Raw genomic sequence first — 19888 nt, 5'->3', positions numbered from 1 at the left:
GGCTTGACAGTCATCGATGTCTCGGTTGGTCTGGACGTTCGAGACATCGACGTCCGTCAGGAGATCACGTGTTCGTCCGACGACGGTGGACCGCGCTCGCCACCACCAGCATCCTGATCACCGCCGGCCTCCTCCAGCCCACCCCCGGCACGGCCGCGCCGGCCGCTGACCCGATCACCCTGGCGCCCGCCGAGACCGCTCTGGTCCGGGTGCGACTGGCCGACGAGGCGCAGCTCGCCCGCCTGGTCGCCGGCGGCGCGGACCTGGCCAACCGGCCCCGGTCCCGCGACGGCCACCCGGTCGCCGACCTCGTCCTCACCGGCCGGCAGCTCGCCGATCTCACCCGGCAGGGCGCGGACGCGGTGCAGATCGTGCAACGCGCCGACGACGGCGCCCGGCGCCTCGCCGAGAGCCGCCGCGCCGCCCAGGCCCGCAGCCGCAGCGGATTGCGCGCCGCCGACGGAGCCGACACGCTCCAGTTCCTCCAGTCCTACTGGTGGGTCACCGGTGGGCAGACGTTCCTCCAGGCCCAGGTGGCCACCACCGCGACCGACGACCCGGACGTGGAGATCACGGTGAGCTGGCGCACCGCCGACGGCGCCACCGGCTCCTTCCGCTCTACCGGTTCGAGGACTCGGGCGAATACCAGTACCACTACGCGCTGCCGCAGCCGGTGCCCGGCCGGCCGGTGCAGCTCACCGCCACCTCCAGCCTCGGCGGGGCGAGCCGGCCGGTCACCCTCACGCGCTGGCCGGACGCCACCCCGCCGGCGCAGCCGGCCGGCTACCAGAAGGACTTCATCGACGCCTACCTGACGCCCGTCGACATCAAGGCCCGCATCGCCCGACTCGGCCGCCAGTACCGCGACCTGGTCGACGTCATCGACCTGCCGAACCGCACCCAGGGCTACCGGCGCACCGCCGCCGCGTACCTCGGTGACCCGGCCGCCGCCGCCGTGGTCGTGGAGTCGGTCCGCTTCGGCGACCAGGGCATGAACGGCGTGCAGGCGCGCACCGTCGACCCGGGCCGGCCGAACCGCCCGCTGACCGTCCGCTACCGCGACCGGGTGCTCACCGTGTCGCTGGCCACCGACACCGCCGGCAAGATCAGCAGCACCACCGACGACGTCGCCGCCGCGATCAACGCCCGGCAGGGCGCGCGCCTGCGGGCCACCGTCGAGGACGGCTCGACCGGACTGCCCATGGCGGTCGCCGGACCGGTACGCCTCGACGACGGGTTGCAGGGCACCGAGGTGCCGGCCCGCCCGTGGACCGTGCAGGCGCTGCGCATCGGCAAGCACCGCGACGGCTCCCGGATCGGGGTGCTCGCGTACTCGCAGGAGCACGCCCGGGAGTGGGCGACGCCGCTGGTCACGCTGGAGTTCGCGGAGCGGCTGCTGGCCAACGCGCGCACCGACGCGGCGACCCGCGACCTGCTGGAGCAGGTGGACGTGTTCGTGATCCCGACGGTGAACCCGGACGGCGCGAACTACTCGTTCCACGACTACAACTTCCAGCGCAAGAACCTGGTCAACCACTGCGCCGGCACCGCCCGCGACCCGAGGTACCGCACCAGCTGGGGAGTGGACGTCAACCGCAACTACACCGTCGGGTCGTTGTTCGACGGCTACGTCGGCGCCAGCGCCAACTGCCTCTCCGGCAACTACGCCGGCACGGCGGAGCTGTCCGAGCCGGAGAGCCGCAACGTCATCGACCTGGCCAAGGCGCACCCCAACATCAGGTTCGCGATGAACGTGCACTCCTACGGCGGCTATTTCATGTGGCCGCCCGGGGCGTACCGGGCCGACGGGCGGGTCACCCTGCCGCGCCCGTCGATCGACGAGTCGACGCTGTTCCTCGCCAGCGCCCGCCGGATCGTTGGCGCCATCGCGGCCGAACGCGGCACCGTCACCTGGCCGTCGCAGACCGGCCCGGTCGCCGACGTGCTCTACTCGGCGGCCGGCAACTCGGCCGACCAGCTCTACTACGAGCTGGGCATCTTCGCCTGGGACTTCGAGGTGGGCAACGACAGGTGGAACGAGGCCACCGGGCAGTGGGAGGGCGTCGGCTTCCAGCCGCCCTTCGACGAGGCGCACGGCGAGTCCCAGGAGTATGCCGGCGGCCTGATCGAGCTGGTGCGGGTGGCCCGTGACCACGCCGCCGCATCGGCCAGGCCCTGACCGCTCATCCCGACGGGCGACGGATGAACCGCGCGGGGCCGGGTAATGCGAGCGCCGTCCTGGAGGAGTGACGACCGGCGTCGCGGCGTACCGCGACCGGGCGTGCGGGCGGGCGGCACCACGCCGACCGCCCGCCGCCGACGCCCGGCCCGCCGCCGGTCGACAGCGGTTGGCCGGGTCGCCGGCGTCGGCTAGCGTGCGCTCCCGTGAAAACGATTCGTATCGCTCCGATCGTGCTGGCCTGCGCCCTGGCGACGCTCACCGCCTGCGGCGGCGAGGACCCCGACACCGAGGCGGGCGCGGCGGCCACGTCCGCCTCGGCGCCCGCCGCGACGACGTCCGCCGCCACGACCCCCGCCCCGGCGGTGTCCTCACCGGCCGCGTCCGCGCCGGCCGCGCCGGGCACGGCCGGCGACAAGCAGCTCTGCCAGTCCGTCAAGAAGTCGGGCGACGAGATGCGGGCACGACTCGTCTCCGCCGTGCAGAACGGCGGCGACCCGGACGCCGAGGTCACCAAGATCCTGACCGAGATGGGCCGAACCGCCACCGCGCTGGCCTCGACCGGGGGCGACAGCGCCGCGGGCACCGCCCTGAAGAAGTTCGGCGCGGAGAACATCAAGGCGGCGAAGGCCGCCGACCCGAGCGCCGCCGCCGACAGCCCCGCCATGGAGAAGGCCGGCGCGGACCTCAACGCCGCCTGCGAGGCGGTCGGCGTCACGACCACGTTCTGACCGCCCCGCGGCCCGGGACGAACCGGCGCGGGTGGGCGGCGACCCGCCCGCACCGGCGGGCTCAGTTGCCGGTCACCCAGTTCCAGGCCGAGACCACCCACTCGGTCTGCTGAAGGTAGGCGACCCCCACCCCGGCCAGGAAGAGCGCGGTGATCATGTGCGCGCCGCGGGCGCTGCGCCGCACCCGGCCGAGCTGCCGCTCCAGGATCAGCCGGCCGAGCAGCCGGGCCAACGCGAACAGGCCGACGGCGGTGAGCAGGCTGAGCACGAACGTGAGCAGCGGGGCGACCAGATTCCCCCGGCCGGAGATCGCCCAGATGCCCCAGCAGACAAAGGCGAACAGGGCGCCGGCCGCGCTCCACTCCCCGCCCCGGCGCGCCTGGGCCAGGTGCCAGCTCATCGGCCGGCGGGGCGCCGGCTCGGCGGCCCAGTCGCCGTGCTCCACGGTGGGGAACGGCTCGGTGCGGGGCGTGCGGGGCCGGCCGACCGCCGCCACTCCGCGCCGGAACGGATCCCGCTGCTCGGGCACCGGCTGGGGCGGCACCTCCACGGTGCGCTCCGCCCACGGCTGTGTCTGGTCCGCCATCTTCCGTCCTCCCCCTCGGCCCACGTCGGCCTCCGGTTCCGAGGGTAGCCACCCGGCAAATAGGGTGCCGACCCCCACGGTGATCGGGTACACACGGGCGATGACCGACGTGGTGGTGCCCCGGGCCGAAGACTTCGACGAGATCGCCGCGCTGCTGGCGTTGGCCTTCCACAACGATCTCGACCCCGAGGTGCAGCAGCTCGAACGGCCCCTCTTCGAGCCGGAACGCGCGCTGCTGGTCCGCGACGCCGGCACGGCCGTGGCGCACGCCGCCGCATTCAGCCGCGACCTGGCCGTACCCGGGGCGGACGTGCCGGCCGCGCACGTCTCCATGGTGGCGGTCGCACCCACCCATCGCCGCCGCGGCCTGCTCACCGCGCTGATGCGCCGGCAGCTTCGCCAGATCCTCGACACCCGCCGGGAGCCGATCGCGGTGCTCTGGGCCAGCGAGGGCCGGATCTACCCCAGGTTCGGCTACGGCTCCGCAGCCCAGCGGCTGGTGATCGCCGCCGACACCACCGGGCTGCGGCTGCCCGAGCCCACCCCCGCCGAGGGCACGCTGCGCCTGGACCGGCCGGCCCCGCACGCCGGCGAGCTGGCCCGGCTGTACGAGCGGGTGCGCGCCGACCGCCCCGGCTGGTCCCGCCGCGACGAGCGCTGGTGGGCGTACGTGCTGGCGGACGTGAAGAGCCGCCGGGGCGGCGCCACCGAGCGGCGGGTGCTGCTGCACCACGGGCCGGACGGGCTCGACGGATACGCGCTCTACCGGACCAGGGACGAGTGGCACGGCGACGTCCCCGGCAGCGAGGTGCAGGTCGGCGAGGTGGTGGCGGACACGCCGGAGGCGTACCTGGCGCTCTGGCGGCTGCTGCTCTCGGTCGACCTGACCCGGCGGCTGTCCTTCCCGATCGCTGCCGTGGACGAGCCGCTGCTGCGCCTCGTGGACGAGCCCCGCCAGCTCGCCGCGAAGCTCGCCGACGGGCTCTGGGTGCGGGTGGTGGACGTGCCGGTCGCGCTCGCCGCCCGCCGCTATGCCGCCGACGTCGACGTGGTGGTCGAGGTCACCGACCCGCTGCTGCCGGAGAACACCGGCCGGTGGCGGCTGGTCGGCGGGGCGGCCGGCGCGGAGTGCACGGCCACCACCGCGCCGGCCGGGCTGGCCTGTGACGTCCGCGCGCTCGGCGAGCTCTACCTGGGCGGCGTGACCCCGGCCGCGCTGGCCGCCACCGGCCGCGTGCGCGAGCTGATCCCCGGCACCCTGCCGGCGCTCACCCCCGCCTTCACCTGGCACCGCTCCCCAACCCCCATGGACGTCTTCTGATCCGCGCCCCATCCCGTCGCGCTCCCGTCGATCTTTCCGCGGTGGCACCGTTGCCACCCGGGTGAATCCGACATCGCAGGCGCCCCGAGCGCATGATCGCGGAGTGGTCGATCGCGGCCGGTCCGGACGGTACGGTCGGAGGGTGGGTGAGGCGGAGCGACGGCGACGGCGACTGCGGCATCAGGGCGAGGCGGCCACGAGCACGGCCGGCACGGCAGGCGTGGCCGGGGAGACGGACACGGCCGGCACGGCGAACGTGGCCGGGGAGACGGACACGGCCGGCACGGCGAACGCGGCCGGGGAGACGGACACGGCCGGCACGGCGAACGTGGCCGGGGAGACGAGCGCGAGCACGGCCGGAGTGCACGACGACGTCGCGCCCCGCCCCCCGCACGTTCCCCGACGGGCCGATTCCCCGGACGACGGTTCGCGGCCGTCGCGTGGCTCCCGACGTGGCGAGTCGGAGTCGGAGCCCCGGGGCCGGCGCGGCGCCCCCGCCGCAGACGAGGGCGAACGCGGGCTGCGTGGCCTCGTCGGCTCCGGGTCGTCGCAGGTGAGCGTGACCGCTGCGATGCGGGCGCGGGACGCCGCCCGCCCCACCGACGACGACCTGGCCGAGGCCGAGGCGCGGGTGGTGCTGGTCCGCCGCAACTGGGTGCCCCGCGAGGAACTGCCCCGCGGCGGACGCTGAACGGCCCACTCCGGGCACCCGACCCGACGCCACCCGACCGAACCGGGCCATCCGGCCAGCCCGCGCCCGGTGCGACGGACCGTCAGGCGGGCAGGTCCGGCAGCCGGCGGCTCTGCTCGTAGTCGGCCACCTGGGCGATCCGCCGACTGTGCCGGGGATTGCCGGAGAAGGCGGTGGTCAGGAACGCCTCGACCAGGGCGGTCGCCTCGTCGAGCGTGTGCTGCCGCGCGCCGATCGCGACGACGTTGGCGTCGTTGTGCTCCCGGGAGAGCTGGGCGGTGTCGACGTTCCAGGCGAGCGCCGCCCGGACGCCGGACACCTTGTTGGCGGCGATCTGCTCGCCGTTGCCCGAGCCGCCGATCACCACGCCGAGGCTGCCCGGGTCGCCCACCACCCGGTCACCGGTGTGCAGGCAGAACGCCGGGTAGTCGTCGTCCGGGTCGAAGGCGTGCGGCCCCACGTCCACCACCTCGAAGCCCTGCTTGGCCAGGTGATTGGCCAGGTGCACCTTCAGCTCGAAACCGGCGTGGTCGGATCCCAGGTAGACGCGCATACCGCGCAGTCTGACAGGCGCGCCCGGCGAATCGTCGCCCGGGCGGCGGCCCGGAGGCGGTTCGTCACACGCCGGTCAGCGGGGCAGCTCCGCCACCACCAGGCCGGCCCGCGCCTTCGGCGTGAACCAGGTGCTCTTGCGGGGCATCTTCTCCCGGGCCAGGTTGACCGCGACGAAGTCGTCGACGGTCACCGGCGCCACCAGCACCGCCAGCTCGGCCCGACCGGCGTCCACCTCACCGGTCAGCCAGCTCGCCGGGTAGTCGCCGCCCACGTACGTGATCCGCTTGTCGCCCGGGTCGAGGCCCAGCGCGTCGCGCAACAGCAGCCGCTCGACCAGCGCGTGGTCCAGGTTCTCCAACCGGCCGGCGCCGACGTGCGGCAGCGTCACCGCGTACCCCCGGCCGGCGAGGTGCAGGTGCACGGTGCCGCCGGTGGCCGGGACGCCGACCGGGCCGGCGGCCTCGGTGACCTCGGCGCCGGCGGCCCGGAGCCGGTCGAGCAGCTCGTCCGGCGTGGTGGTCAACTCGCCGACCAGCCGGTTGTAGGGCTGGATGGCGACCGACGCGGGTGTGGTGATCACCGAGAGGAAGCGCGGGAAGCCGCCGGTCTGCGCGGCCAGGCTGCGGTGGTTGCCGTCCGCGACCACCAGGTCGCCGCCGCCGGCCAGCGCGGTCAGCTCGTCCTGCGCCGGGCCCGGACCGACCAGCCAGATCGCGTGCGTCCGGCCGGACTGGTCGACGTCGGTCGCGGCGGGCGCGCCGGCCGACTCGGTCGCCGCCGCGAGCGCCGCGTGCAGCTCGTCGCCGCGACCGGTCTGCAGCAGGAGTACGGGCGAGAGCAGGTGGCCGAGCGCCTCGGCCAACGCGACGCGCTCGCGCACCTTGGCGATGAACACGTCCTCGTTGCGGATCACCAGGCCGGGCTCGTCGGCCCGGGTGGAGATCTGATCGGTGTCGACCATGGCCCACAGCCCGTACGCGCTCTCCTCGCCCGGCGCGCTGATCCGGTAGAGCACCACCACCTGCTCGGCCGGGGTGTAGCTGCCGTCCGCCTTGGCCTCGGCGAAGCGTGCCACCGCGTCCGGGAGGGCGTCGAGGAACGACTTCCCGACGCTGTCCGGCGCCCGGTGGGGCATCTCGATGCCCAGGGCGCTGTGCGGGTTGGCCGCCACGATGGCGGTGATCTCCGCGTCGTCGGCGAACTCGTCGTAGTTCTGCGCGCCGGTGCCGCCAGTGGTGATCCAGGCCCGGGCGATCGGATGCACGACCGTCATGCCCGCTGACGCTACCCGCGCCCGCATCTCCCCCGCCGCCGGACTCCCCTCCTTCCACCAGGTGAAAGGAGGGGCCCCCGCTTAACGCCTCCGGTAGAGGCGGGGCCCCTTGTTAACACCCCCGCTCAGGCGACGGGGTCGCGGTGGCGGCCGGGACCGGCCGGGCGACGGGGCGGCGCGGACGGGCGGGAGCCGGCGTTGAGGCGTACCGTCGTCGCCCCCGCGGCGGTCGGGTGGCCGGCGGCGCCGGACCGGGTCGGGACGCGGCCGGGGCGGCCCGCCTCGGGCGGACTGATCCGGGAGGTGGCCACCACCCGGGCCACCCCGACCACGATCGGCGGGGCCAGCAGGTCGGCCAGCTCGGCCGGACCGGCGGGCCAGTCGCCCTCGGCCACCGACCAGTACGTCGCACCGGAGTCCCCGGTCGCCGGCTGCGGCGCGTCGTCGGACAGGCGGCGGTGCTTACCCATATGCGGAACGCCTCCAGGAGCTGCCGGGGTGCGGCGGCGATCGGGCCGCCGGCTGGGACACCCGGTGAAACGAGCCCCACACCGGCCCGGTGACGCTCGACGCGGTGTTAAGCGGGGCCCCCTGCTATACCTGAGGCGTTAACAAGGGGCCCCTCCTTACACCTCAGTCGAAGATGGGGGGCTGGGTGCGGGTGCGCTTCAGCTCGTAGAAGCCGGGGGTGGCGCTGACCAGCAGCACGCCGTCCCACAGCCGGCCGGCCGCCTCGCCCTTCGGCGCCGGGGTGATCACCGGGCCGAAGAACGCGACCTGCCCGGTGCCGTCCGGGCCGGGTGCGTGGACCACGGGCGTGCCCACCTCGGTGCCGACCGGCCGCATGCCGGCCTCGTGGCTGGCCCGCAGCGCGTCGTCGTACTGGGTGGACTCGGCGGCGTCGGCCAACGCCGGGTCCAGCCCGACCTCGGTGAGCGCGCCGACCAGCATGTCCCGGTCCAGTTCCGCCTTGCCCAGGTGGATCCGGGTGCCCATGGCGGTGTAGAGCTTCGCCAGCGCCTCGGCCCCGTGCGCCTGCTCGACGGCGATGCACACCCGCACCGGGCCCCAGCCCTTGCGCATCAGCTCCTGGTACTCCGCCGGCAGGTCCCGGCCCTCGTTGAGCACGGCCAGGCTCATCACGTGGAACCGGATGTCCACGTCCCGGACCTGCTCGACCTCCAGCAGCCAGCGGGAGGTGATCCACGCCCACGGGCACAGCGGGTCGAACCACATGTCCGCGGTGACACGTTCGGTCACGGTGTCGTCCCTTCACGTCTTCCCCGGCGCCGGGGCTCCGGCGCCGTCACCTTCCGATCCTCACCCCGGGCACCATCGATCGGTACCGGAATGAGAGCGTGACCTCGCCCACCGAAGCGGTGGGTGCATGGAAGACTCGGTGCTGCGCCGGCCGTCACGAGCGGGCCGGGCAGACACCGGTGCCGCGGGGCGGCGACACGAGTGGGATGGAGACGAACAGTGCCGGGAGTGCGCAACCTGACCCAGGTCGAGGCGACCGAGCGGGCCCGCCTGCTCGAGGTGACCGGGTACGACATCAGCCTTGACCTGTCGACCGCGGTGCAGCCCACCGGTCGCACGTTCCGCTCGGTGACCGAGGTCCGGTTCCGTTGTGCCGAGCCGGGAGCGAGCACCTTCATCGAGACCGCCGCCGACTCGGTGCGCTCGGCCACCCTCAACGGCGACCCGGTCGACCTGTCCGACTGGTCCGCCGAGAAGGGCCTCACACTGCCCGGCCTGGCCGCCGAGAACGTGCTCGTGGTCGACGCCGACTTCGGCTATTCGAACAGCGGCCAGGGTCTGCACCGCACCGTCGACCCGGTCGACGGCGAGACCTACCTCTACAGCCAGTTCGAGACTGCCGACGCGCAGAAGGTCTTCGCCTGCTTCGACCAGCCCGACCTGAAGAGCGTCTACACCTGGCACGCCACCGTCCCGGACCACTGGAAGGTCGTGTCGAACATGCCGGTGGCCCGCGAGGAGGCCGCCGGGGAGGGCATGAAGACGCTGCACTTCACCGTCTCCGAGCGGATGAGCACCTACATCACCGCGCTCTGCGCCGGGCCCTACCACGAGGTGCGGCACACCCACGACGGCATCGACATGGGCTACTTCTGCCGGGCCAGCATGGCACCCCACCTCGACGCCGACGACCTGCACCTGATCACCACGCAGGGTTTCGACTTCTTCCAGGAGAAGTTCGGCGTGCGCTACCCGCTGCCCAAGTACGACCAGCTCTGGGTGCCGGACTTCAACGCCGGCGCGATGGAGAACTTCGGCTGCGTCACGCACGCCGAGTCGCACTACATCTTCCGCTCCCAGGTCACCGACTTCGAGTACGAGCAGCGCGCCAACACGATCCTGCACGAGCTGGCGCACATGTGGTTCGGTGACCTGGTCACCATGCGCTGGTGGAACGACCTGTGGCTGAACGAGTCGTTCGCCGAGTGGGCCAGCCACTGGTGCAACACCCACGCCACCCGCTTCACCGACGCCTGGACGACGTTCCTGTCCATCCGGAAGAACTGGGGCTACCGGCAGGACCAGCTCTCCTCCACCCACCCGGTCTACTGCGAGATGCCGGACCTGGAGGCCGTCGAGGTCAACTTCGACGGCATCACGTACGCCAAGGGCGCCAGCGTGCTCAAGCAGCTCGTCGCGTACGTGGGCGAGGAGCCGTTCCTGGCCGGGCTGCGGGCCTACTTCGGCAAGCACGCCTGGGGCAACGCCACCTTCGACGACCTGCTCTCCGAGCTGGAGGCTGCCTCCGGCCGGGAGCTGCGCAAGTTCGCCGCCCAGTGGTTGGAGACCGCGCAGGTAAACACGCTGCGACCGGAGGTGACCATCGGCGCCGACGGCGCGTACGAGCGGGTGGTGGTCCGGCAGGAGGCGCCGGCCGGGCACCCGACGCTGCGCACGCACCGGATCGGGGTGGGTCTCTACGACCTGACCGACGGGCGGCTGGTCCGCCGTGAGCTGGTCGAGGTGGACGTGACCGGCGAGTCGACCGAGCTGTCCGCCTTGCACGGCAGGCCGGCCGCGGACGTGCTGCTGCTCAACGACGAGGACCTCACCTACACCAAGCTTCGGCTGGACGAGCGGTCCATGTCGACTGTGGTGCAGCACATCTCCGGCTTCGACTCGTCGCTGGCCCGGGCGCTGTGCTGGACGGCCGCCTGGGACATGACCCGCGACGCCGAGCTGGCGGCCCGCGACTACGTGGCGCTGGTGCTGGCCGGGCTGACCGCCGAGACCGACATCAACCTGGTGACCGCCACGCTGCGGCAGGCGACCACGGCGCTCACCTTCTATGCCGACCCGGCGTGGGCGCCGACCGGCTGGGCGGACCTGTCCCGCACCGCGCGCACCGCGCTGGCCGCGGCGGAGCCGGGCAGTGGTTTCCAGCTCGCCTGGGCCCGGGCGTACGCCTCGTCGGCCCGCTCCAGCGAGGACCTGGCGACGCTGCGCGGCTGGCTGGACGGCACCGGGGTGCCGGACGGGCTGACCGTCGACACCGAGCTGCGCTGGACCGTGCTCCAGTCGCTCGTCGCCAACGGCGCGGCCGGGACCGCCGAGGTGGACGCCGAGCTGGCGGGCGACCGCACCGCCAGCGGCGAGCGGGAGGCGGCGTACGCGTACGCGCTGGTGCCGACCGAGGCGAACAAGGCCGCGGTGTGGGCGCAGCTCACCGGCCCGGACGCGCTGCCCAACTGGCGCAACCGGGCGCTGTTGCAGGGTCTCACCCACCCGGCGCAGGTGGAGCTGACCGCACCCTACCGGGAGCGTTACTTCGCCACCGTGGACCAGATCTGGGCGCAGCGGGACAGCGAGCCGGCGCAGGAGTTCGTGCAGCTCGCCTACCCGTCGTACCTGGTCGACGAGGACACCGTCGCGGCTACCGACGAGTGGCTGGCCCGCGACGGCCGGCCGGCGTCGCTGCGCCGCCTGGTGGCCGAGGGCCGCGACGGGGTCGTCCGCGCGCTGAAGGCCCGCGAGCGGGACACCCGCAGCGACTGAGCAGGAGGGCGTCGGCCGGGGCCGGCGTGGGTGGAAGCCCGCGCCGACCCCGGCCGTTTATCGTGTACGGAGCCGGGAAGCCGGCCTGCGCGCCCCCGGCGGTAATCTCATTCCGGACGTCAGCGTGGTCAAGCCCGACGCCCCCCGCGACGGCCTGTGGCTGCACGCGACGGACGTGGCGCTCGTCGTCGAGATCGAATCCCCGAGCAGCCGCCGGTACGACCGGCTCGTCAAAAACCGGTGCTCTACGCCGAGGCGGGTATCCCCCACTACTGGCGGGTGGAGCGCGGCGACTTCGGCCCGGTGATCTACCGCTACCACTTGGTCAGGGGCGTGCACCACAACATGGCCGGCACGCTCGGGCCGGACGATCCCGTCCAGCTCGACGAGCCGTGGCCGATGCGGCTGGATCCCTCCGGCTGGCCCCGCTGAGCGCACGAGAAAGCCCGGCCCGCGTTTGCGGGCCGGGCTTCGTCGTGTCCGTGGGCCGGTGCTCAGCCCTTGCCGGCGTGGCTGGCGAGCTGGTCGAGGCCCTGGATGACGCCGCCGGCCAGGTCGCCGCCGCCGAAGGACGCCACCATGGAGAGCGCGGCCAGCTTGACGTACGTGTCCGGGATGCGCTTGCGCGCGTACTTGCCGGTGACGATCTCCAGTTGCCGCTGGTTGGGCGACACCGCGATCAGCACCGACCGGTCCGGCTCGGCGAGCTGCCGGTGCAGCCGCTCGGCGTGTTCCCGAACCGGCTCGTCGAGGCCGCCCACGTAGACCGAGAAGACCAGGCCGGTGCCCTGGTCGGCCAGGCGAAGCGCCTCGTCGATGCGGAGCAGCTGCCGGGTCGAGAACGGCCCGTCCAGCACGTCGGGCGGGGTGCCCGTCCCGGTCTCGGGCCGCGCTTCACCAACGGTCACTTGCGCCTCCGGTTCCACTGGCCGGCGCCTCCCGGCCGGCCTGCTCCTGCTTGCGGCTGGTCAGCGCCGACGCCTGCGCGCCGGCGGTCAGCGCGGTGCCGGCCGAGTCGGCCAGCTGCTCCGGCCGGCCCAGGAACCAGACCGGAGTGAAGTCGAAGGGCCGCCCCGGCCGGTAGCGCTTGGCGCCGCCACCGCTGCCGCGGCTGCCGGCGGCCGCCAGGCCGGCGATCACCAGCACCGCGGCGGCCGGGATGCCGACGAAGAACACCAACGTCTCGGTAACAGACAATCCCAACGCCCCCAGGCGGAAAGAGACCAGGAATGTTCCGGGTCGGGTGGACGGTCACGACGGGCCGCGCCCGACCTCGCTTGTGATGTTCACGTTAGCGGAGTCGACGGCCCGCCAGATTGCGGGGTGCTGATCCCACCCGCCACACCAGTGCTCCAGTTGCGCGGCAGTCGCGATCAATGTCGCGTCGTCGCCGTAGCGGCCGGTGAGCAGCACCCCGACCGGCAGGCCCGCGGCCGTGCGGCCGACCGGCAGCGAAACGGACGGGTCGCCGGTGACGTTGAAGACCGCGCAGTACGGCGAGAAGCGCCGCTGCCGGTCGAAGTCCTCCGCCGGGTCGAGGGCGGCGAACGCGCCGACCGGCGCCTGCGGGGCGGCCAGCGTGGGGCAGAGCAGCAGGTGACAGCCGGCGGTGCGGCGCACTCCGCGGCGTACCTGGGCCTGCAGTTCACCGAGCGCGGCCATCAGCCGGGCCGCGCCGACCGCCTCGCCGCGCTCGCGCAGGAACCGGGTCAGCGGCAGCAGCTCGGCCTCCCGGTCGGCCGGCACCGGGGCGAGCGCCAGCGCGTACCAGACGGTCTCGAACATCGGCCAGACCTCCGGGCCGAGCGGCGCGGGAACCTCGACCACCTCGTGCCCGGCGTCGGCGAGCAGCGCGGCGGCCCGGTCGACGGCGGCCACGCAGTCGGGGTGCACCGGCTCGTCGGCGAGCATCGGCGTGGTGAAGCGGCCGATCCGCAGCCGGCCGGGGCCGGCGGCGCGGGCGGCGCCGAGGTAGCCGCCGGTGGGCGCGGCCGGCGGCAGGTAGGGCTCGCCGGGCGCCGGCCGGGCCAGGACGTCGAGCAGCGCCGCCACGTCGGCGACGGTGCGGCCGATCGGCCCGTTGGTGGGCAGCCCGAACGCGCCGAAGCCGAGCGGGCCGCCGGAGACCAGTCCCCGGCTGGGTTTGTGGCCGACCAGGCCGCACAGTGACGCGGGGATGCGCAGCGAGCCGCCGCCGTCGGAGCCCTGCGCGACCGGCACCAGGCCGGCGGCGACCGCGGCTGCCGCGCCGCCGCTGGAGCCGCCGGCGGTGTAGGCGAGGTCCCACGGGTTGCGGGCCGGCGGCGCGACGAGCCCCTCGGAGTAGAGCGAGCAGCCCAGCTCGGAGGTGGTGGTCTTGCCGAGGCCGATCAGCCCCGCCTCGCTCAGGAAGCGGACCACGTCGGCGTCGACCGGTGGCACGAAGTCGGCGAAGGCGGCCGAGCCGAACGTGGTGCGCACGCCGGCGGTAAGCGTCAGGTCCTTGATCGCGGTCGGCACGCCGTGCAGCGGCCCGCGGTCCGCGGCAGGGACGGCGTCGGCGGCCCGCGCGGCGGCCCGGGCCCGGTCGGCGGTGACCGTGACGAACGCGCCGACGGTGTCGCCGAGCGCGTCGACCCGGCGCAGATGGTGCTCGACCAGCTCCAGGCTGGACAGTTCGCCCCGGCGGATCGCGGCGGCCTGCTCCAGCGCGGTCAGGTCGTGCGGCTCGGCCATGCCACCATCCTGCCCGCTCGGCGGCGGGCCGGCCGGCCGACACGTCCGCCCGGCTGGCAACCTTCGGGTGCCCCGAGCCGTGCGGTCAGGACGGAGCCGGCTCGTCGTCGTCGACGATGCCCGTCCAGTCACGGTCGATCGACAGGAGTTCCCGGACCGCCTCGCTCCGATCGGTGGCCACGCCCCGGCCGAGGAAGCGCAGGGCGTTGCCGCCGAGCAGCGCGGCCCGCTGGGCGTCGGTGAGGAAGTCGGACCGGTGCACCACCTGCCCGACCGGCCGCTCGCCCAGCGGGTACGGGTAGTCGCTGCCGAGCAGCACCCGCTCCGCGCCCATGGTGTCCACCAGCAGCCGCAGCGCGGCCGGTTCGAACACCACCGAGTCGACGTGGAACCGGTCGACGTAGGAGCTGGGCGGGGCGAGGGACGCCCCGCGCACCAGGTCGCCGCGGCGGCGCCAGGCGTTGTCGGCGCGGCCCAGCCAGAACGGGAAGCTGCCGCCGCCGTGGGCGAAGCAGATCCGCAGCGTCTCCGGCACCCGGTCGAAGACGCCACCGAGGATCAGCGCCAGCACCGACAGGTGCGTCTCGGCCGGCATGCCGGTCAGCCAGCGGGCCATCCACCGGTTCAGCCGGGGGCCGCCGGGCATGTCCCACGGGTGCACGAACACCGGCGCGCCGACCTCGGCGCAGTGGGTCAGGAACGCCACGACGCCCGCGTCGTCGAGGTCCCGGTCGCCGACGTGGTTGCCGATCTCGACGCCGGCGTGCCCGGCGGCGAGGCAGCGGTCCAGCTCGGCGCAGGCCAGGTCGGCGTCCTGCAACGGCACCTGGCAGAACGGCACCAACCGGTCACCGCCGGCGTTGGTGACCTCCAAAGTGAGGTCGTTGAAGATCCGGGCCACCCGGACCGCCTGGTCGGCCGGGCGGTCGTAGCCGAAGAAGACCGGGGTGGGTGAGACGACCTGCACGTCGACGCCGTCGGCGGTCATGTCGGCGAGTCGGGTGTCGGCGTCCCAGCACTGGGCGCCGACCGGCCGGAACTCCGTCTCCCCCACCATGATCATCGCGGCGCGCTCGGAGTCCACCCGCAGCCACGGCCAGCCGGACCCGCCGCAGGCCACGGCGAGGTCCGGCCACCCCTTCGGCACGACGTGCGTGTGCACGTCCACGACCGGCACCGGCATCAGCCCTTGCCCGGGTGCAGCGTGCCGCAGTTGTCACAGGTGCGGGCCTTCTCGTCGGCGTAGAACGCCTGGAAGACCGGGGGCAGGTCGGCGGCGATGTCGCGCACCTGCAATTCGACCTCGTGCACCTGGTGGCTGCACTCGGCGCAGTACCACTGGAACTTCTCCAGCGTGCCCTCCTCGCGGACCCGCTCGATCACCATGCCGATCGAGCCGGCCTCCGGGCGCTGCGGCGAGTGCGGGGTGTTACGCGGCAGCATCCACATCTGCCCCTCGCGCACGTGCACCGTGCGCGGGCCCTCGGGCGTCATCAGGTTGATGTGCATGTTGCCCTTGACCTGATAGAAGAACTCCTCGTACGGGTCGACGTGGAAGTCGGTGCGCTGGTTCGGCCCGCCCACCACCATGACGATGAAGTCGTCGCTGCCGGGCAGCATCTCCTTGTTGCCCACCGGCGGCTTGAGCAGGTGCTGGTTCTCCCCGATCCAGCCGGCGAAGCTGAACGGCTCGGCGATCTCACTCATGACGGACCTCCCGACGGCAGTAGGGCCACGGCCTGCATCTCGATCAGCAGGTGCGGGTGCGGAAGCTGGTGCACGGCCACCGTGGTCCGGGTCGGACCGGTGGCGTCGAAGAACTCCGCCCACACCTCGTTGTAGCCACCGAAGTCGTTCATGTTGACCAGGTAGCTGGTGACCTGCACCAGGTCGGTCAGCTCGGCGCCGACCGAGCGGAGCAGGTCGCGGATGTTGTCGATCACGGCCCGGGTCTGCGCCCGGATGTCGAGGTCGGTGGTGCCGAACTCGTCCACCGCGACGCCGGCGAACGTGTTGTCCGGCCGGCGCGACGACGTACCGGAGACGAAGACGAAGCCGCCCGCGACCTTGACGTGCGGGAACGCCCCGCGCGGCACGGCCTTGCCGGCCACCACCCGGGCGGTCATGGGAGCGCCTTCAACGAGGCGGACCCGAGCTTCTCCACCACGGCCCGGACGTGTGCGCCGGGCCGCAACGGCACCGCGGCGGTGGCCGCGCCGGCCAGGAACACCCACCCCTTGCGCAGCCGGACGCCGTGCCGGCCGGCCAGCCGCAGGCCCTCGTCGAGCGCGCGGCGCGGGTCGCCGAGGATGGCCGCGGTCGAACCGACCTGCGCCACCCGCCCGTCGATCTCCAGCAGCACACCCAGGTTGTCGAGCCCGTCGGGCACCGGCGACCAGGCGCCGATCGTGAACGCGGCGGCCGAGGTGTTGTCGGCGATCACGTCCGGCAGCGAGAAGGTGAAGTTCGCGTACCGGGAGTCGATCAGCTCGATCGCCGGGGCGACCGCGCGGACCGCCCGGGTGAACGAGCCGACCGGCTCACCCGGGGCGGGCAGCCGGTCCAGCAGGAACGCCACCTCCGGTTCGACCCGGGGATGGATGAAGCCGCCGACGTCGACGGTGCCGCCGTCGGGCACCCGCATCACGTCGGTCAGCCGACCCCAGATCACCTCGTCCACGCCGACCTGGGCCATCTTGGCCCTGCTGGTCAGCCCCATTTTCAGCCCGACCAGCCGCTCGCCGCGGTCGAGGCGGCGCCGCACCAGCGCCGCCTGCACCGCGTACGCGGCGTCGCGGTCGAGGCCGGTCTCGGCGGCGAGCTGCGGGATGGCGGTGGCGGAATCCGCCGCCGCGCCCAGCTTCTCGGCGATCCCCGCGACGTCCGGCCCGATCATGGGTTCTCCTTACCGGCCAGGTCCAGTGCCACGTCCACGATCATGTCCTCCTGGCCGCCGACCATCCGGCGGCGACCCAGCTCGACCAGGATCGAGCGGACGTCCACCCCGTACTTCGCCGACGCCCGTTCGGCGTGGCGCAGGAAGCTGGAGTAGACACCCGCGTACCCGAGGGAGAGCGTCTCCCGGTCCACCTGGACCGGCCGGTCCTGCATCGGGCGGACCAGGTCGTCGGCGGCGTCCATCAGCGCGAACACGTCGCAGCCGTGCTTCCAGCCGTGCAGCTCCGCGACCGCGACGAAGACCTCCAGCGGGGCGTTGCCGGCGCCCGCGCCCATCCCGGCCAGGGAGGCGTCCACCCGGACGGTCCGGCCGGACGGCGAGCCGAGCGGGCCGTCGCCGAGGATCCGGCCGTGCTCGACCGCCAGCACGCTGTTCGCCACGCCCAGCGACAGGTTGTGGTGCGCGTGGATGCCGATCTGCGTCTCCGGCGCCAGCACCTGCCGGTACGCGTCGACGCGCTGCGCCACGTCGGACATCAGCAGCCGGCCGCCGGAGTCGGTGACGTAGACGCAGTGCGCGCCGTACGACTCCATCAGCTTGGCCTGGGCGGCCAGCCCGGCCGGGTCGTTCAGGTGCGACATCATCAGGAACCCGGAGACGTCCATGCCGTTCTCCCGGGCCCACGCGATGTGCTGGGCGGAGATGTCCGCCTCGGTGCAGTGCGTGGCGATCCGCACGCTTGTCACCCCGAGCGCCTTCGCCGCCCGCAGGTCGGCGATGGTGCCGATGCCGGGCAGCAGCAGCGTGGTCAGCCGGGCGGTGGTCAGCACCTCGGCGACGGCCGAGATCCACTCGGCGTCGGAGGCCGCGCCGTGGCCGTAGTTGACGCTGGAGCCGGCCAGCCCGTCACCGTGCGCCACCTCGATCGCGGCCACCCCGGCCGCGTCGAGCGCCGCGGCGACGGCGCGGACCTGGTCGGTGGTGTAGCGGTGGGCGATGGCATGCATGCCGTCGCGCAGCGTCACGTCCTGGATGTAGAGGTCGGTCATCGCGGTGCCACCTCCCGCAGGGCCACCAGCCGCTCGGCGGTGCGCAGCGCGGCCGACGTCATGATGTCCAGGTTCCCGGCGTACGCGGGCAGGTAGTGCCCGGCGCCGGAGACCTCCAGGAACACCGACACCTGAAGGCCGCGGAAGTGCCGGCCGAGCACCGGCGCGTACGTGTCGACCGGGTCGAACTGCACCTGCTGCTTGAGCCGGTAACCGGGCACGTACTCCTGCACGGCGGCCACCATGTCGGCCACCGAGGCGGCGATCGCGGCCCGGTCGGCGTCGGCGTCGGCGCAGAGGCAGTAGACGGTGTCCCGCATCAGCAGCGGCGGGTCGGCCGGATTCAGCACGATGATGGCCTTGCCGCGCTCGGCCCCACCGACGACCTCGATGGCCCGGGCGGTGGTCTCGGTGAACTCGTCGATGTTGGCCCGGGTGCCCGGCCCGGCCGACTTCGAGGCGATCGAGGCGACGATCTCCCCGTAGGCGACCGGGGTGACCCGGCCGACCGCGTGCACGATCGGCACGGTGGCCTGCCCGCCGCAGGTGACCATGTTGACGTTCGGCTCGCCCAGGTGCTCGTCCAGGTTCACCGGGGGCACCACGTACGGGCCGAGCGCGGCCGGGGTCAGGTCGACCACGGTGCGGCCGTGCGCGCGCAGCACCTCGTCGTGGCGGCGGTGCGCGCCGGCCGAGGTGGCGTCGAAGACCAGCTCCACGTCGGCGAACTCTTCCATCGCGACCAGCCCGTCGACGCCCTCGGCGGTGATGGCCACGCCGAGCCGGCGGGCCCGGGCCAGGCCGTCCGAGGCCGGGTCGATGCCGGCCATCGCCACCATCCGCAATCCGGTGCTGAGCCGCAGCACCTTGACCATCAGGTCGGTGCCGATGTTGCCCGACCCGAGCACCGCCACCCCGACGGTCATGAGTTCTCCTCCCCGGAGAAGCAGGTACGCACCGAGCCGAGCCCGGAGATCCGCGCCTCGTAGGCGGCGCCCGGCGTGACCGGCACCATCGGGCCGAGCGCGCCGGACAGCACCACGTCGCCGGCCTTCAACGGATCGCCGGCGCGGGCCATCGTGCCGGCCAGCCACCGCAACGCGTGCAGCGGGTTGCCGAGGCAGGCCGCGCCCGCGCCGACCGACACCGGCTCGCCCGCCTGCTCCAGCACCATCCCGCACAGCCGCAGGTCCACCTCGGCGAGCCGGCGCGGCGCGGTGCCGAGCACGAACAGCCCGCTGGAGGCGTTGTCCGCCACCGTGTCCACGATGGAGATGTCCCAGTCGGCGATCCGCGAGTCGACGATCTCGATGGCCGGCAGCACGTGGTCCACGGCCCGGACCAGGTCGACGGTGGTGACCCGCTCGTCCGGCAGGTCCGCGCCGAGCACGAAGGCGATCTCCGCCTCCACCCGCGGCTGGAGCAGCCGGCGGAGCGGCACCTCCTCGCCGTCGCCGACGGCCATGTCGTCGAAGAGCACCCCGAAGTCGGGCTGGAAGACGCCGAAGCTCTCCTGCACCGCCCGGGAGGTCAGGCCGATCTTCGCGCCGACCCGGCGGTGGCCCTTGCCCAGGCGCTGCCGGGTGTGGACCCGCTGCGCCTGGTAGGCCGCCTCGACGTCGCCCTCGGGCAGCAGCCGGCCGCGCAGCGGCGGGCAGGGTTTCCCCTCCTGCCGGGCCACCGCCAACTCCCGGTTGGCGGCCTCGATGTCCACGGTCATATCCGCTCCTCGCTCGCGCTCACGACAGGGTCAGCCTCCGTTCGCGACTGCGGGGCTCGCAAACCCGGCTCACTCCTCGCGCTCACGACAGGGTCAGCCTCCGTTCGCGACTGCGGGGCTCGCAAACCCGGCTC

The 19888-nt window shown here is 73.7% G+C and carries 21 protein-coding genes and 2 pseudogenes; 7 read left to right on the top strand and 16 right to left on the bottom strand.

Going from position 1 to position 19888, the window contains the following annotated elements; all coding sequences use genetic code 11:
• Positions 1-68 precede the first annotated feature (68 nt).
• Both AB0H28_RS17895 and AB0H28_RS17890 read left to right on the top strand, forming a co-directional pair.
• Positions 69-2179, top strand: a pseudogene (locus AB0H28_RS17895) (M14 family zinc carboxypeptidase).
• Between the two features lie 206 nt (positions 2180-2385).
• On the top strand, positions 2386-2910 hold the full coding sequence (locus AB0H28_RS17890; RefSeq protein ID WP_358040817.1) for a hypothetical protein: 525 nt from the start codon (positions 2386-2388) through the stop codon (positions 2908-2910).
• A 61-nt stretch (positions 2911-2971) separates the two neighbouring features.
• On the opposite strand, the gene AB0H28_RS17885 is transcribed toward AB0H28_RS17890, so the two are convergent.
• Positions 2972-3496, bottom strand: a complete 525-nt coding sequence (locus tag AB0H28_RS17885) for a hypothetical protein (protein WP_358040814.1) — start codon at positions 3494-3496, stop codon at positions 2972-2974.
• Positions 3497-3596: 100 nt separating this feature from the next.
• Here AB0H28_RS17885 and AB0H28_RS17880 point away from each other — a divergent pair, with 100 nt between their 5' ends.
• Entirely contained in the window at positions 3597-4817 is a 1221-nt protein-coding gene (locus AB0H28_RS17880; protein ID WP_358040811.1) for a GNAT family N-acetyltransferase, read from the top strand.
• 180 nt (positions 4818-4997) lie between these two features.
• On the opposite strand, the gene AB0H28_RS17875 is transcribed toward AB0H28_RS17880, so the two are convergent.
• On the bottom strand, positions 4998-5171 hold the full coding sequence (locus tag AB0H28_RS17875) for a hypothetical protein (protein ID WP_358040890.1): 174 nt from the start codon (positions 5169-5171) through the stop codon (positions 4998-5000).
• Between the two features lie 121 nt (positions 5172-5292).
• On the opposite strand from AB0H28_RS17875, the pseudogene AB0H28_RS17870 reads away from it, so the two are divergent.
• Positions 5293-5508 (top strand): annotated as a pseudogene (locus AB0H28_RS17870) (hypothetical protein); the annotation flags it as partial.
• Between the two features lie 82 nt (positions 5509-5590).
• On the opposite strand, the gene AB0H28_RS17865 reads toward AB0H28_RS17870, so the two are convergent.
• The 4 genes from AB0H28_RS17865 to AB0H28_RS17850 form a co-directional block, all read right to left on the bottom strand.
• The gene (locus AB0H28_RS17865; RefSeq protein ID WP_358040808.1) at positions 5591-6061 is read right to left on the bottom strand and encodes a ribose-5-phosphate isomerase; all 471 of its coding nucleotides are present in this window, start codon (positions 6059-6061) and stop codon (positions 5591-5593) included.
• 75 nt (positions 6062-6136) lie between these two features.
• Entirely contained in the window at positions 6137-7336 is a 1200-nt protein-coding gene (locus AB0H28_RS17860; protein WP_358040805.1) for a DUF1015 family protein, read from the bottom strand.
• 125 nt (positions 7337-7461) lie between these two features.
• Positions 7462-7806 carry a hypothetical protein gene (locus AB0H28_RS17855; protein WP_358040802.1) on the bottom strand — a complete coding sequence of 115 codons (345 nt, stop codon included), beginning with the start codon at positions 7804-7806 and terminating at the stop codon, positions 7462-7464.
• A 163-nt stretch (positions 7807-7969) separates the two neighbouring features.
• Positions 7970-8596, bottom strand: a complete 627-nt coding sequence (locus AB0H28_RS17850; RefSeq protein ID WP_358040799.1) for a disulfide bond formation protein DsbA — start codon at positions 8594-8596, stop codon at positions 7970-7972.
• A gap of 228 nt (positions 8597-8824) precedes the next feature.
• On the opposite strand from AB0H28_RS17850, the gene pepN reads away from it, so the two are divergent.
• From pepN to AB0H28_RS17835, 3 genes are all read left to right on the top strand, one after another.
• Positions 8825-11371 carry an aminopeptidase N gene (gene pepN, locus AB0H28_RS17845; RefSeq protein ID WP_358040796.1) on the top strand — a complete coding sequence of 849 codons (2547 nt, stop codon included), beginning with the start codon at positions 8825-8827 and terminating at the stop codon, positions 11369-11371.
• 124 nt (positions 11372-11495) lie between these two features.
• Positions 11496-11678, top strand: a complete 183-nt coding sequence (locus AB0H28_RS17840; protein ID WP_358040793.1) for a hypothetical protein — start codon at positions 11496-11498, stop codon at positions 11676-11678.
• Complete coding sequence (locus AB0H28_RS17835; RefSeq protein WP_358040789.1) at positions 11612-11803, top strand: hypothetical protein; 192 nt, start codon at positions 11612-11614, stop codon at positions 11801-11803. Before AB0H28_RS17840 ends, AB0H28_RS17835 begins: the two co-directional genes overlap by 67 nt.
• A gap of 62 nt (positions 11804-11865) precedes the next feature.
• Here AB0H28_RS17835 and AB0H28_RS17830 read toward each other — a convergent pair whose 3' ends face one another.
• The 10 genes from AB0H28_RS17830 to AB0H28_RS17785 all read right to left on the bottom strand — a co-directional run bounded on the left by AB0H28_RS17830 (position 11866) and on the right by AB0H28_RS17785 (position 19754).
• Positions 11866-12279, bottom strand: coding sequence for a DUF5130 family protein (locus AB0H28_RS17830; protein WP_358040787.1), 414 nt, complete (start codon positions 12277-12279; stop codon positions 11866-11868).
• Positions 12266-12550 (bottom strand): hypothetical protein, encoded by a 285-nt coding sequence (locus AB0H28_RS17825; RefSeq protein WP_358040887.1) that lies wholly within the window; start codon positions 12548-12550, stop codon positions 12266-12268. Before AB0H28_RS17825 ends, AB0H28_RS17830 begins: the two co-directional genes overlap by 14 nt.
• A 72-nt stretch (positions 12551-12622) precedes the next feature.
• Entirely contained in the window at positions 12623-14086 is a 1464-nt protein-coding gene (locus tag AB0H28_RS17820; RefSeq protein ID WP_358040785.1) for an amidase, read from the bottom strand.
• Between the two features lie 85 nt (positions 14087-14171).
• A complete protein-coding gene (locus AB0H28_RS17815) occupies positions 14172-15269 on the bottom strand; it encodes an amidohydrolase family protein (RefSeq protein WP_358040782.1) in 1098 nt (365 codons plus the stop codon).
• Complete coding sequence (locus AB0H28_RS17810; RefSeq protein WP_358040779.1) at positions 15269-15793, bottom strand: 3-hydroxyanthranilate 3,4-dioxygenase; 525 nt, start codon at positions 15791-15793, stop codon at positions 15269-15271. The genes AB0H28_RS17815 and AB0H28_RS17810 overlap by 1 nt, the downstream gene beginning before the upstream one ends.
• Complete coding sequence (locus AB0H28_RS17805; RefSeq protein WP_358040776.1) at positions 15790-16212, bottom strand: RidA family protein; 423 nt, start codon at positions 16210-16212, stop codon at positions 15790-15792. Before AB0H28_RS17805 ends, AB0H28_RS17810 begins: the two co-directional genes overlap by 4 nt.
• Positions 16209-16982: a 4-oxalocrotonate decarboxylase gene (locus AB0H28_RS17800; protein ID WP_358040773.1), complete on the bottom strand. Its 774-nt coding sequence runs from the start codon at positions 16980-16982 to the stop codon at positions 16209-16211. The genes AB0H28_RS17805 and AB0H28_RS17800 overlap by 4 nt, the downstream gene beginning before the upstream one ends.
• Positions 16979-18034 (bottom strand): 4-hydroxy-2-oxovalerate aldolase, encoded by a 1056-nt coding sequence (gene dmpG, locus AB0H28_RS17795; RefSeq protein ID WP_358040770.1) that lies wholly within the window; start codon positions 18032-18034, stop codon positions 16979-16981. The genes AB0H28_RS17800 and dmpG overlap by 4 nt, the downstream gene beginning before the upstream one ends.
• Positions 18031-18960, bottom strand: a complete 930-nt coding sequence (locus AB0H28_RS17790; RefSeq protein ID WP_358040768.1) for an acetaldehyde dehydrogenase (acetylating) — start codon at positions 18958-18960, stop codon at positions 18031-18033. The genes dmpG and AB0H28_RS17790 overlap by 4 nt, the downstream gene beginning before the upstream one ends.
• Positions 18957-19754 (bottom strand): fumarylacetoacetate hydrolase family protein, encoded by a 798-nt coding sequence (locus AB0H28_RS17785; protein WP_358040765.1) that lies wholly within the window; start codon positions 19752-19754, stop codon positions 18957-18959. Before AB0H28_RS17785 ends, AB0H28_RS17790 begins: the two co-directional genes overlap by 4 nt.
• Between the last annotated feature and the right edge of the window lie 134 nt (positions 19755-19888).

Origin of the sequence: Micromonospora sp. NPDC050980, from assembly GCF_040653835.1 — a bacterium.
Lineage (GTDB): Bacteria > Actinomycetota > Actinomycetes > Mycobacteriales > Micromonosporaceae > Micromonospora.
Note: the sequence above shows the minus strand (reverse complement) of the source record. Positions and strands in the feature narration are given on the sequence as shown.

Coding starts and splice junctions, on each gene's coding strand:
- AB0H28_RS17810 (WP_358040779.1), bottom strand. CDS start 15,793: ATGAGTGAGATCGCCGAGCCGTTCAGCTTCGCCGGCTGGATCGGGGAG.
- AB0H28_RS17805 (WP_358040776.1), bottom strand. CDS start 16,212: ATGACCGCCCGGGTGGTGGCCGGCAAGGCCGTGCCGCGCGGGGCGTTC.
- AB0H28_RS17885 (WP_358040814.1), bottom strand. CDS start 3,496: ATGGCGGACCAGACACAGCCGTGGGCGGAGCGCACCGTGGAGGTGCCG.
- dmpG (WP_358040770.1), bottom strand. CDS start 18,034: ATGACCGACCTCTACATCCAGGACGTGACGCTGCGCGACGGCATGCAT.
- AB0H28_RS17865 (WP_358040808.1), bottom strand. CDS start 6,061: ATGCGCGTCTACCTGGGATCCGACCACGCCGGTTTCGAGCTGAAGGTG.
- AB0H28_RS17815 (WP_358040782.1), bottom strand. CDS start 15,269: ATGCCGGTGCCGGTCGTGGACGTGCACACGCACGTCGTGCCGAAGGGG.
- AB0H28_RS17790 (WP_358040768.1), bottom strand. CDS start 18,960: ATGACCGTCGGGGTGGCGGTGCTCGGGTCGGGCAACATCGGCACCGAC.
- AB0H28_RS17860 (WP_358040805.1), bottom strand. CDS start 7,336: ATGACGGTCGTGCATCCGATCGCCCGGGCCTGGATCACCACTGGCGGC.
- AB0H28_RS17785 (WP_358040765.1), bottom strand. CDS start 19,754: ATGACCGTGGACATCGAGGCCGCCAACCGGGAGTTGGCGGTGGCCCGG.
- AB0H28_RS17800 (WP_358040773.1), bottom strand. CDS start 16,982: ATGATCGGGCCGGACGTCGCGGGGATCGCCGAGAAGCTGGGCGCGGCG.
- AB0H28_RS17880 (WP_358040811.1), top strand. CDS start 3,597: ATGACCGACGTGGTGGTGCCCCGGGCCGAAGACTTCGACGAGATCGCC.
- AB0H28_RS17820 (WP_358040785.1), bottom strand. CDS start 14,086: ATGGCCGAGCCGCACGACCTGACCGCGCTGGAGCAGGCCGCCGCGATC.
- AB0H28_RS17855 (WP_358040802.1), bottom strand. CDS start 7,806: ATGGGTAAGCACCGCCGCCTGTCCGACGACGCGCCGCAGCCGGCGACC.